We start from the raw sequence: 12,861 nt of genomic DNA, 5'->3' as shown, positions 1-12,861 counted from the left end.
CCCGGTCGTTGCAGGCAGTAGAAGGTAACCAATAAAAAATGGCAGTCAATTACGTAGCACTGGCCGGCGCACTGCTCGGCGGTTTAGGGCTGTTCCTGCTGGCCGTGGGCATGATGACCGACGGCCTCAAACAGGCCGCCGGTAAATCCCTGCGCGACGTTCTGGCCAACTGGACGCGTACGCCCCTGCGCGGGGTTTTTTCCGGCTTTTTAATGACCGCCATTGTGCAATCCTCGAGCGCGGTAACCGTTGCCTCCATCGGTTTTGTTAACGCTGGCCTGTTGTCGATGCACCGCGCCCTGGGGGTGATCTACGGGGCCAATGTCGGCACCACCATCACCGGCTGGCTGGTGGTGCTGATCGGTTTTAAATTAAATATTGAAGCCTTTGCCCTGCCTATGATCGGCATTGGTATGATCGCCCGCATTGTGCAGCGCGAGGGGCGAATGGCGGCCCTGGGCATGGCGCTGGTCGGCTTCGGCCTCTTTTTTGTCGGCATCGATATTTTAAAAAATGCTTTCGAGGGGTTGGTGGCGGCCTTCGATTTAACCCGCATCACTCTGCAGGGGCCGGGGCAGATAGCGCTGTTTCTGGTGATCGGTTTTGTGATGACCATTCTCACCCAATCCTCCAGCGCCTCCATTGCTCTCACCATTACCGCTGCCGCCACCGGCGTGGTGGGTATCTACGCGGCGGCGGCCATGGTGATTGGCGCTAACGTCGGCACCACCACCACGGCGCTGTTGGCCTCCATCGGGGCCACCGCCAACGCCAAGCGGGTGGCTTTGGCGCAGGTGCTGTTTAATGTCGGCACGGCGGTGGTGGCACTGTTGATCTTGCCGCTGCTGTTTTTGGTGGTGCACGCCTTGAGCCGATTTCTGGAGCTGGAGGCCGACCCTACGGTCACCCTGGCCATGTTCCATACGGTGTTTAACGTGCTGGGGGTGTTGCTGGCGCTGCCGTTAACCAACATTCTGGCGCGCTACCTGGAGGGCCGTTTTATCGAGCGCGAGGAGCGCACCCTGCAGCCGCAGTTCCTGGATAAAGCCATCGCCACCACGCCGGTGCTGGCGGTCAATGCGCTGGTGCTGGAGCTGGAAGCCCTGGCCGAGCGGGTGCGCAATCTGAGTCACCTCTGTCTCTACTACGGTCGCGCCCAGCCGAGCGAGATCGCCTATGAGCTGAAGCATGTGCTCAGCCTCTCGGCCGGCATCTCCAAATTTATTGTCGGGCTGCAGAAAAACGCCCTCACCGAAGAGACCAGTCACCAACTCGACAGCCTGCTGCGCATCGATCAGTACCTGTTGAGCACCGCCCACGATGCCGATGGCATCTACCACAAGTTGGAGCAGATCGCCGCCCAGGATCTGGCCTACCTGCAGGCGTCACTGGAGAGCTATCAGGCCGGGGTGCTGGCGATGCTGACCATGAGCCCGGAGACCGACTACGAGCAGTCGCTGGTGGAGATTCAGGCTCTGCACGACCAAGTTAAAGCCAGCCTGGTCAGCGCCGGAGCCTTGGGGCGGGTGGAGTTCGATACCATGATGACCATTATCGATATGATGGCGGTGGCGCTGCACGTGGCCCAGCAGTGGTTGAAGGCGATGCGTAATCTGCGCGCGCTGTCACTGGCCACCGGTACCCAAACGCGCCTGATTCCGCCATTGCAGGCGATGGCGGCGGAGCCGGAAGCCGAGCCGGCAGTTGCATCTGAGGCGCCACTCGATGCCGGGCAGGCTCCGGGTGCAGAGGTAACCACAGAAGCGCCACCCACGCCGGAGGCGCCTCGGAAATAAACTGGCCCTGAAATGACAATTTTGGCTGGGGCTGTTTATGCGGCTCGGCTTAAGCAATGGACGTAACAAATTGGCCGCTCGAACTTCACAAAAATAGAGCTGCCCAACAGGATATTAAGAACGCAGAAATTAAAAAAACGTGACAGTAAAAACAAAAAAATTACAACGACGACAAGCGCAATGAGGTTGAGATGGCAACGCTAAAATTTTTAGGTGCAATTGAGGGGGTGACCGGCTCCTGTTATCTGTTATCGACAGACAAATCACAAATTGTGCTCGACTGTGGCCTGTTTCAGGGGCGGCGGGAAGAGGAGGCGGCCAACCTTTGCGACTTCCCGTTCGATGTCGAGCGCATTGATGCCATGGTCCTCTCCCACGCCCACCTGGACCACTCCGGGCGTATTCCGCTGTTGGTGCGCCAGGGTCTGCGCTGCCCCATCTACATGACCTGGCCCACCTGCGATCTGATTGAGGTGCTGCTGAAAGATGCCGCCTCCCTGCAGGAGCGTGATGCCGAGTGGGAGAACCGTCGCCGCCGCCGCGCCGGTAAGGATGAAGTGGAGCCGCTCTATCGCCTGCCCGATGTTGAAGAGGCGCTCGACTACTGTCAGGGCACCAAGTACCACGAGCGCATCGCCATTACCGAGGATATCGAACTGCGCTTTTTGGATGCCGGCCATATTTTGGGTTCGGCCATTGTTGAGCTGTTTATTAGCGAGGGCGGGGTGGAGAAAAAACTGGTCTTCTCCGGCGACCTGGGCAACTCCTGTGCGGCGCTGTTGAAAGATCCGGAACAGGTGTTCGACGCCGATGTGCTGCTGCTGGAGTCCACCTACGGTGACCGCGAACACCGCTCCATGCGCGAAACCCTGGAGGAGTTTGAACAGGTACTGACCGAGGCCTCGGAAAACGGCGGCAACATTTTAATTCCCTCCTTCGCCGTGGGCCGTACCCAGGAGATTATTTTCCGCCTGGGCGAGCTCTACCAGGCCGGCAAGCTGAACACCCAGGCGGTCTACCTCGACAGCCCCATGGCCATCGCCGTCACCGAAATTTACCACCGTTATCAGGATGTCTTTAACGCCGAGGACCGGGCGGTAATGGGCGGTCAGAGCAGTCGCCGCAGCCTGCACAACTTTCTGCCGATACTGCGCTACTCGGTCTCGACCGAGGAGTCGATCGCGCTCAATAAAATTGATCGCGGGGCGATTATTATTGCCGGCAGCGGCATGTGTAACGGCGGCCGCATTCGCCACCACCTGAAACACAATATCTGGCGCTCACAATCCCACGTGATCTTTGTCGGCTTTCAGGCGATTGGCACCCCCGGCCGGGCACTGGTCGACGGCGCCAAGTATTACCATATGGCCGGTGAAGAGATTACCGTTAAAGCCCAAATTCATACCCTGGGTGGCTTCTCCGCCCACGCCAGCCAGGCGCAACTGCTGGCCTGGTTGAAAGGTTTTGAGGCAAAGCGGCCGCAACTGTTTTTGGTGCACGGCGAGGCCGAGGCGAAAAAGGCGCTGCAGGCCGCCGCCAAGCAGCATGGCTGGCATGCCCACATTCCCGAACTTAACGACAGCATCCGATTTTAACCGGGCCAATTTATGAAAGAGTCGATTAAAAATTTCTGTGCATTTCCCACCGCCGCCGAGGATGTGATTGCCGCGCGCAAAACGCGCATGAACAGCCCCTCCTACGCCCTGGCCTACACCGACGATGAATTCCTGCTGCGCGATGAACTGCGCGCGGTGCGTCTGCAGTTGGAGTGGTTAAAGCCCGATCTTATTCAGGATGAACACGGTATTGAGAGTACCGTGGTGATTTTTGGTGGCTCGCGCTTTCTTGAGCCGGAGAAGGCGGCCATGGCGGCCAACTGTGTGGTGCAGCTGCTGGATGAATCACCCGACGATGGCGAACTCGCCCGGCAACAACGCATCAGCCAAAATCTGCTCGACAACAGCCGCTATTATGAGGAGGCGCGACTGCTCGCCCAGCGCATTACCGAGCTCTCTCTCGATCATGGCGGCCGCGAGTTTGTGGTGGTCACCGGTGGTGGCCCGGGGGTGATGGAGGCGGCCAACCGCGGTGCCAATGACGCCGGTGGTAAAAATATCGGGCTCAATATTGTGCTGCCCTTCGAGCAGATGCCCAACCCCTACATTACTCCGGAACTCTGTTTTCAGTTCCACTACTTTGCCCTGCGTAAAATGCACTTTTTAAAGCGGGCGCGGGGGCTGGTGGCCTTCCCCGGAGGCTTTGGTACTTTGGATGAGTTGTTCGAAACCCTGACCCTGATTCAAACCAAAAAAATCCTGCCCATCCCCGTGGTGCTGATGGGTAAAGCCTATTGGCAGAAGTTGATTAATTTCGATTTTCTGGTGGAGCAGGGGGCTATTGAAGCGGAGGACTTGGCACTTTTCCAATTTGCCGACTCCGCCAGTGAAGCCTGGGCGATATTGGAGCGCGCCTGGCAGGCCCTGGGCGAGGGGTAGTTCTCACTCGCCAAGAGGTCATGAAAAGCCGAGGGGTAGTTCTCACTCGCCAAGAGGCCATTAAAAGAAGAGGAGTCGTTTTTCCGCAGGCGTAAGCGATAAAAAAATAAAAACCGGGCAGGTGCGCCCGGTTTTTTTATACCCATTTTATATGTTCAGCGTTTAGGCCGGTTGCAGGGTGATCTGCCAGAGTTGTTCGCCGGCCCGGTTAAAGTGGCTGACGGTGAGCTCGCCGGTGGTACCGCTGATCTCCATCTGGCCAAAAAACTGATAGCCGACGGAGGGCGCCGAGCCCTGTATAAAGTCGTCGGGCAGGCCGTGAAAAACCACCTGCGGGCCAAAGGTGTCATCCAGTTTACTGGGGCCAAAGGTGCCGGCGTGCAGCGGCCCGCTGACAAACTCCCAGAAGGGGTTAAAGTCTTTAAATTGCGCTTTTTGTGGGTCGTAGTAGTGCGATGCACAGTAGTGCACATCGGCGGTAATAAAGTGGACGTTGTTAATCTGCTGCTGTTTCAGGTGGCTGAGCAGCTCCACCATCTCAAACTCCCGGCCGAGCGGTGGGCCATCGTGGTTGGCCAGATTCTCGGCGATATCGGTACCCCAATCCTTCACCTGCAAACCGATGGGCATATCGGCCACAATAATTTTCCAGGTGGCGGTGGAACGGCTTAACTCTGCCTTTAACCATTGCAACTGCTCGGCACCCAAAAAGGTGGTCTCCGGGCCCGCTTCGGCTTGCAGGTTTTCACTGTTGGGGCCGCGATAGGTGCGCATATCGAGCAGGAAGAGATCGAGCCCCGGGCCGTAGGCCACCTTGCGATAGATGCGGCGGGCATCGGTGGTGTGCACGCGGATGGGGTTGCAGTCGAACATGGCGCGGCGCGAGTACTCCGCCAGGACGGAGACGCTCTTCTCCTGGTAGCGCTCGTCGGTGAGGATCTGGCCTGGGTACCAGTTGTTGCGAATTTCGTGGTCGTCCCACATCTGCAGGGTGGCAACGTGGCGATGGAAGTCGACAAAGTGGGTGTCGAGAAAATTGTAGTAGTAGTTCTCGCGAAAATCCTGAATGGTCTCGGCCACCTTGCTTTTGCCCGGTGTCACCAGGTTGTGCCAGACGGTGCCGTCGGGCAGGTCGATGGTGGCGGGGATGGGGTTATCGGCGTAGATCAGATCGCCACAGTGGACGAAGAAGTCGGGCTCTTGCTGGCGCATAGCCTGGTAGGTGAGCATGCCGCCGCGCTCGGCATCGACGCCAAAGCCCTGGCCGGCGGTATCGCCCGACCAGCAAAAACGGAGATCGCCGGCAATGACCGGTGCGGTTTTAAATTGGCCGTAGAGCGGCTCGCTGAAGCTGCCCGGCACAAGCAGGCTCTCAAAGCGCACCCGGTAGAACCAGGTCTGCCCCGGCAGCAGACCGGTGACCACCGTCTTGGCGTTGAAGTCGGTGGGGGCCAGTGCGGCGCTGCCAGTAAATTGTGTGATATGGCCGAAGCCCGGGTCGGCACTCACCTCAACGTGCATCAGCGCCGGTGTGTTGCAGCGGCTCCAGATCACCGCGCCATCGGGGCTGATATCGCCACTGCTGATACCGGTAATCACGCTGGCCGGGGTGTTGGTTGGATCGCTGGTTTCGCTGATGGCCAGCGAATAACTCTGGCAGCCGGTCAGGCCCAAACCGGCCAGGCTAAGGCCAAGAAATTCTCTTCGTTTCACGTCTTCTCTCTCGTTCGTTCGCGTTTACTTGCGCCGGTGCAAGCACCGGCATTTGCACGGCATAGCGCAGCTATCACTGTTACGGGTTAAAGCACCTATCTGCGTCTTGGGCTAAAGCGCCTATCATGGTTTTGGGCGAAAGCACCAATCATGGTTTCGGGCGAAAGCGCCTATGGTAACGCAGTTTGTCGCCTGCGGCGGGCGGGCTGAATAAAGGCAGCGCTAAATCAGTGTAACCAGGCCCTAACACCTTTCATCAATCGGTGAGCAAGCTATGGGCCAGAGATTAATGGACGCTGATGGCAGTTTCATGTTGCTGATGGCCGAATAATAAAAACGGGGCGGCATTGGGATGGAAAAGAGGTTGTCGCCACTGTTAGCATAGTGTCTATCGCGCCGGGCTCAGCAATCCACTCGGTACAATCGATTAAAGCCGGCAGCGAACCCATCAAAAGTTGAGTAAAAATCTGCGTAAAACCGCTGCCAAAATAGCGCAGTAAAAAAACAGATAGATCAGCAACATCGCGATAGACGAGCAATAACGACAGGGTGAGCCTCAAGCATTGGCCGATTAATCCATTGCTTCGGGCTGCAATAAAAACAGCTCAATAAAGTCTTCGATTATGAGTGTTAGCTTGGACCAGTCCGCGCAAAAAGTACCACCTTCAAAAATCTCCCGCGACCTCTGGCGAATGGTCAGCCAGCCCCCGGGCCGCTGGCGGTTGAGGGCGCTAAGCTCGCTGCTGGTGCCTCTGCTGCTGGTGACCGCCTTTTTTGCCCATCAATTTGCCACGCTCTCTAATAGCCCCATTAACTACCGAAGCAGTGACTGGCTGACCCTTAACCTGTGGCGTTCCTCCATCGAACAGGGTGCCGGCTGGGCCCGCTTTACCGTGCACGGCGATATTCTCGATCTCACCTGGGCCGGAGACCGTTGGCTGGCGGTAACCCAACACGGCGAGCTGATCAGCAGCCGTGATGGCCAGCGGTGGAATCGCCGCGCCTGGGCCAACGGCCAGATGCACGCCCTGGCCTGGAGTCGCGAATCCGACCTGACTGTGGCGGTAGGTGAGCGGGAGCTGTGGCTGAGTGACAACCGCGGCGACGACTGGCAGCGGGTAGTGACTCTGCCGGAGCAGGGGGCGCTTTACGATATCGCCTACGGCGACGGCCTCTGGCTGGCGGTGGGCGAAAAGCAGATGCTGGCCAGCAATGACGGCCAAAGCTGGCAGCCGGTGAGTGACTCCGGCCAGGAGGCCGCGCTCAAGAGCCTGGCCTTTGGTGGCGGTGTCTGGGTGGTGGCGGGTGACCAGGGGTTGCTGGTCAGCAGCGATGGCAGCCGCTTTCGGCCGGCAACCGTGCTCGAGAAAGAGAGCACGCCGGTGCTCTCTGCGGTGGCCTACGACGGCCAGCAATTTGTGGCGGTGGGGGATAACCGGGTACTGACCAGCAGTGATGGTGGCAATTGGCGCTACGGCACCGTACTTGGCGACGACATCCTCAGCAAGCAGGGCGCCGCCGAGGTCCGGATCATCCAGTTCCATTTAACGGCTGTGGTGGGCGATGGTCAGCGCTGGCTGGCGGCCAGTGACGAGCAGCTCTACTACAGCGTCGATGGCGAAACCTGGCAGCTGTTGAGCGGGCAACCGCTGCCGCGCTCGATCTGGGCTTTGGCCAGCAATGGTGACCAGTGGCTGGCGGCGGGCAATGGCCTGGCGGCCAGTCGCGATGGCCAGAGCTGGCAGGAAAGTGCTATTGCCCAGAGCGGCAGTGGCTGGCTGGCGGTGGCCGGCGGTGACCAGGGCTGGGTGGCGGCCGGGCGGGATGGCCTGCTCGGCAGCGGCGATGGTCGCAATTGGGCGCCGTTAACCGCGCCGGTGCAGGATGTCATGCTCGGGGTGGCCAGCGATGGTGAGCAGTGGGTGGCTGGTGGGCTTAAAGATCTGCTCTACAGCAGCGATGGCCGCAGTTGGCAACGGGCCAGCTTCAAAGGCCAGATGGGGCGCATCAGCCAGGTGGCCAGCGGTGGTGGCAGTTGGTTTGCGGTTAACGGCGACCGCCTGCTTGGCAGTGACGATGGCCTGAACTGGGCGAATACCAGCCTGCCCGCGACCCGCCAGATTATCGATATCAAAACCGTGGCCTATAACGGCCAGCGTTGGCTGGCCGGTGGCAAGGGCACGTTGGTCGATAGTGGCGATGGTCGGCAGTGGCAGAGCCGCACGGCGGGCTCACTCAACTTCTACCAGCTGCTGGGTGACGCCGGCCTCTGGCTGGGGCTGGATGAGGGTTCCCTGGTCAGTAGCAGCGATGGCAACAGCTGGCAGCAGCAGGTGGCGCAGGATCAGTATGGCTGGTTGCACGGCATTGCCCGTGGCGCCGGGCTTTGGATTGCGGTGGGCGAGACGATTCTGACAAGCCCCGACGGCACCACCTGGCAGGAGGCCGATAACCCGGATCAATCTGCCACCTTACGCAGTGTCGCCTACGATGGCCGGCAATTTGTGGCGGTGGGGGAACAGGATATTCTCACCAGCGACGACGGCTTGAGTTGGCGCGCCTATGCCGGCTACCGCCGCTCTCCCTCACCGCTGGTGCTGTTGTTGTTGGCTCTGGCGGCGGTGGCACTGTTGGCGATGGTCTGGCAGTTGCTGCGTGACCGTTTCGTCCAGGGCGAGGTGGAGGTGAAGCGCACGCACCGGGCGGATGAGAGTGCTGTACCCGGCAATGCTAACGGCAGCCAGCCCAACGCCAGCAACGAATTTATCAGCGATCGGGCCATTAACCGGCTGGCCGACGATCGCCTCAACCGGGCGCCGGTGGCGTTGGCACTGAGCACCTTCATCCGCAACCGGGCGCAGTCCAAGCCCTTTACCCTGGCTATCTCCGGCGACTGGGGTTCCGGTAAGAGTTCGCTGATGGGGATGATCGCCGAGGACCTGCAGCGCACCGGCTTTGCCCCGGTCTGGTTTAACGCCTGGCACCACCAGGATCTCAACCTGTTGAGCGGCCTGGTGAAGGCCATGGGTGAGCAGGGCATCCCCCGCTTATGGACCCTTCGTGGCCTCGCCTTCCGCCTGGCCCTGGCGGTGAAAAAACTGCAGCTCTACCACCTGTTGGTATTTGGCCTGTCGCTGGCCATCGCCTCCTTTGCGCTCAGCCTCTACCACAGCGAGAGTGTGCGTGCCGAGATCTTCTCAGAGCATCTGAGCCAGCCGTTTTTCTTCTCCGATCAGCACGTGGCCGAATTAATGGCGCTGACGCCGGACGGGGAGAGCTGCCCCTGGCGCCAGCTGCAGGGCGAGGCCTTTGAGCAGCGCCGTGACCTGCTCAACGAGATCACCTTTAAGCCGCTGCTGGGCCTGCCGGCAGGCAGCGGCGAGGCCGCGCCCAAAGCGATTGTGCTGCCCGATAACTGCCAATTTATTTTGCTGCAGCACTTCAACCAAGAGCTGGGCACCGGCCTGCCCTATATCTTTCATGTTGCCCAGCAGAAGCTGGCGCCCACCCTGATTTTTCTGGGCACCTTTATCGGCGCGGTGGTGACCCTGTTTAACACCCTGGGGGTGTTTGGTTTTGGCCTGCGTTTTAAATCCACACTCGACGCCGCCGCCGAGAAAAACCCCTCCGCCATTATCGCCGTTAAGCAACGTTTAATTGATATCGCCTGGGCGCTGAAGATGACCCGCTCCCACTCGCTGGTGATCTTTATCGACGACCTCGACCGTATGCACCGGGAAAAGCTGCACGAGCTGATGGAGGTGTTGAACATGCTCTCCTCGGATAACCGCGAAGCTTTTTTTGTGCTGGGCATGGATTACGAACGGGTGGCCAGGCATCTGGAGAAGCAGCTGCAGGAGGTACACGGTGGCAGCGGCAAAACCGCCAAGCTCTACCTGCACAAGATGATCAACGTGGTCTTTACCCCCAAGGTGGTGGACAACTACCAGGCATTGATCGATAACGAAAAGGCGGCGACGGAGTCGCCCCTGCTGCAGGAGCAGAAGGCGAAGCGGCACTGGCAGGGGTTGATCAAGGGCTTGGACCTGACCTTCGGCCTGGCGGTTTGGCTGCTGGTGGCCGGGCTTTTGACCGTACTCTGGCAGAACCTGACGGTGATCAACCCCACCCTGTTGGCCGAGCCCAAGTCGCTGCTGGTGGCCAGCGGGCCGGCGAGCAGCGCGACTGATGTGGCGCCGGCGGCGGAGGCAACAGCCAGCGCCAGCGAGGTAACTCAGGACTACCCCACCGAACCCGCACCGGCGGCCAATAGCCCCCTGCGGCTGCGCCAGGAAGCGGCCCCCAGCAACACGCTCTGGCCCTGGTTGATCGCGGCCATTATCGGCCTGGCGGGCTTTGTGCTGCCGCTGCTGATTAAGGCCGACCAGTGGCAGCAGCCGGACGACACCGAAGATTTTAAAAAGATACTCAAGGCCTTTAACCACTCCCTGGCCGGCTTGCGCAACACGCCACGCCAGGTGCGCCGCTCCACCAATCTGCTGCGCATGGTCAACCTCTATAAGAGTGCCCTGGTCGAGCCGCTGGCCTACGCCGAGCTGGGCCAGCTGGTGGTGGTCTATGCCCTGCGTAGCCTGGGGCTGACCGATGAGGCTGAGCAGGAGCGGCTGCTGCAACGCTACACCAGCAAGCCGGCCCCCGAGCTCCCCCGGGAGCAGTTCATCGACAGCTTGGTGAATGATTTCAAAGCCTGGCTGCCGGCCGAGCTCTACAGCGAAGTGGCACAAGCGCTGCCACAGGCGATCGACCATTTCGATGCCGACTACCGCGCCTGGTGTAATGGCGATAAGCGGGTGGATATCGACCGGCTGGCGGAGTTCAATCAGTTATTGAAGGCCTTTCAGTAGCGATACTTGAGACAGTAGCGAGGCTCGGAGTGCCGGTTAAAAAGGAGTGTGTGACAGGAGAGTGGGATGACAGGAGAGTGGGATAGACGCGGCGGTTTTGGCAGCGGGATGCCGGGGCGGCAGCTCTGCCGCTCCGGCGGCCACTTAATCTTCGCGGAAGCTGTTGTGACAGGCCTTGCACGACTTACCGGCTTCACCCAGGGCGTTCTGAATCGCGCCGGCGTCACCGCCCTCGGTGGCGGCCAGCAACGCCTTGGCGGCGGTAACCATATCGGCGGTGATGCTGGTGAATTTGCTGTTGTTCTTCCAGATGTAGTCCAGCGCTTCGGTCTCGACGCCACTCTCCATACCACTGCCGGCCGGGAACCAGCCATCAATTTTGCCGGCGTTATCGGCGATGGCGCTGGCGGCGGCGGCCAGTTCGGCCAGGTTCAACTCATCGGCCTTTAGGCCTTTGTTCAGGGCTTTCATCCCCTTGCCCATGGCTTTAAACCCCTGTTGACGCTCATCGATCAGCGACTCCATATCACTGGCGGCGAAACAGGTGGCGGCACTGGCCAACAAGCCTCCGGCCATCACTAACGCGGTGGGAAAACCGGCCAGCTTGCGTTTGTTCAACATCATAAATCGTCCTCAATTATTGGAAAATACGGCCAGAAAGTCCGCCTGGGAGCGGTACTGTTCACGCGAGCCCAACTCGGCGGCGGTGCTGCCGCCGTGGTCGGCGATATCGGTGCGCGCCCCCTGCTTGGCCAACAGCCGCAGCATGGCGGCGATGTCGTCGTTGGTGATGCCCGAATCGGTGCCGATACTCAACAGCCGGTGCAGCGGCGTCTGGCCGAGTTGGTTTGTGACATTGGCATCGGGTTGCAGTTCAAGGGCATAGGCGAGGCTGGCGGCATTGCTTTGTGCGCTGGCCAGTACCACGTTGTTGCCGTCGTCACTGGTGAAGCGGGTGTCACAGCCGGCGTCGACCAGCATGCGCATCACCGCCACCTGGCCGGATTGCGCCGCCAGCAGCAGTGGCGACTGGGCGTAGACCAGGTAGGGGCGGGCGGTGAAGTTCACCTCGTAGCGCCAGGTGACTTTGGATTTGCCGGTGAGGGCGTTGGCGTCGGCCCCCTTGGCCAGCAGCAGTTGCACCAGCTCAGGCTGATGGGCGCGGATGGCGGCGTGCAGCAGTTGATTGCCGTTGCGGTCGTAGGCGTTGAGGTCGACCCCCTGCTCTATAAAGCGGGCCGCCAGGGCGTACTGCTGCTGGTACATGGCCAGCTGCACCATGGTGGTCCCATCCGGGGCGGTGTAACTGGCGTCGGCACCACTGGCGAGGAGTTGCAGGGCGGCCTCGTCGGTGCTGCTCTTAAGGGCGAACATCAAGGGGGTGGAACCGGCCTCGGTGGTGCGGTTGGCGTCGGCGCCTTTGGCCAACAGCTGGCTCACCACCGCGCTGTTGCCGGCGGCGGCTGCGTGCATCAGTGCGCTCTGGCCAGCCTGGTCACTGGCATCGACCTGGGCGCCCAGCGCCAGCAGCGCCGCTACGGTGGCGGCGTCGGTATGGGCGGCACAGAGGGCGAGCGGCGCGATGCCGGTTTCGCTGCTGGCGCTGACATCGGCACCGGCGGCCAGCAGCTGCGCCACGATTTTTATGTCGCCACGTTCACAGGCGAGCAGCAGCGGGCTGAAGCTCGGCAGCTCCGGGTTGTGGCGGTTGGGGTCGGCACCCTTGGCCAGCAGCAGCTGCACCATGGCGGGGTACTGGCTGTCCACCGCCCAGGCCAGCAGGCTGGAGCCATCCGGTTGCAGGTGGTTGGCATCGGCACCGGCAGCCAGGGCCTGTTGTGCCTGGTTCAGATCGGCGTGCTGCACGGCGGCCAGCAGTTGTTGGTCGGCGGCGGGTTTGGCGGCATTGGCCGCGGGTACCACGCTGCTGGCCAGCACGGTAAGGCCGGCCGCCAGGGCGAGGTGTCGTAGCTGTTTCTGCATGGGGTGGCC

Annotated in this window: 7 protein-coding genes; 4 read left to right on the top strand and 3 right to left on the bottom strand. The window is 60.6% G+C overall.

The genetic code is table 11. The features are described from left to right. The first annotated feature begins 38 nt into the window (after positions 1–38). The 3 genes from SBL51_RS07470 (at position 39) to SBL51_RS07460 (ending at position 4,291) form a co-directional block, all read left to right on the top strand. Positions 39–1,796 carry a Na/Pi symporter gene (locus tag SBL51_RS07470; RefSeq protein ID WP_317930270.1) on the top strand — a complete coding sequence of 586 codons (1,758 nt, stop codon included), beginning with the start codon at positions 39–41 and terminating at the stop codon, positions 1,794–1,796. 191 nt (positions 1,797–1,987) lie between these two features. Continuing rightward, a complete protein-coding gene (locus SBL51_RS07465) occupies positions 1,988–3,391 on the top strand; it encodes an MBL fold metallo-hydrolase (protein ID WP_317930269.1) in 1,404 nt (467 codons plus the stop codon). Positions 3,392–3,403: 12 nt separating this feature from the next. Continuing rightward, entirely contained in the window at positions 3,404–4,291 is an 888-nt protein-coding gene (locus tag SBL51_RS07460) for a TIGR00730 family Rossman fold protein (RefSeq protein ID WP_317930268.1), read from the top strand. A gap of 162 nt (positions 4,292–4,453) precedes the next feature. On the opposite strand, the gene SBL51_RS07455 is transcribed toward SBL51_RS07460, so the two are convergent. Continuing rightward, the gene (locus SBL51_RS07455) at positions 4,454–6,004 is read right to left on the bottom strand and encodes an alkaline phosphatase D family protein (RefSeq protein ID WP_317930267.1); all 1,551 of its coding nucleotides are present in this window, start codon (positions 6,002–6,004) and stop codon (positions 4,454–4,456) included. A gap of 623 nt (positions 6,005–6,627) precedes the next feature. Here SBL51_RS07455 and SBL51_RS07450 point away from each other — a divergent pair. Beyond that, positions 6,628–10,869 (top strand): P-loop NTPase fold protein, encoded by a 4,242-nt coding sequence (locus SBL51_RS07450; RefSeq protein WP_317930266.1) that lies wholly within the window; start codon positions 6,628–6,630, stop codon positions 10,867–10,869. Positions 10,870–11,013: 144 nt separating this feature from the next. On the opposite strand, the gene SBL51_RS07445 is transcribed toward SBL51_RS07450, so the two are convergent. Then, positions 11,014–11,493 carry a cytochrome c gene (locus tag SBL51_RS07445; RefSeq protein WP_317930265.1) on the bottom strand — a complete coding sequence of 160 codons (480 nt, stop codon included), beginning with the start codon at positions 11,491–11,493 and terminating at the stop codon, positions 11,014–11,016. A 9-nt stretch (positions 11,494–11,502) separates the two neighbouring features. Then, on the bottom strand, positions 11,503–12,852 hold the full coding sequence (locus SBL51_RS07440; protein ID WP_317930264.1) for an ankyrin repeat domain-containing protein: 1,350 nt from the start codon (positions 12,850–12,852) through the stop codon (positions 11,503–11,505). Between the last annotated feature and the right edge of the window lie 9 nt (positions 12,853–12,861).

Origin of the sequence: Halioxenophilus sp. WMMB6, assembly GCF_033283405.1 — a bacterium.
Lineage (GTDB): Bacteria > Pseudomonadota > Gammaproteobacteria > Pseudomonadales > Cellvibrionaceae > Halioxenophilus.
The sequence above is the reverse complement of the archived record's forward strand: the minus strand, read 5'-3'. Positions and strand labels throughout refer to the sequence as shown.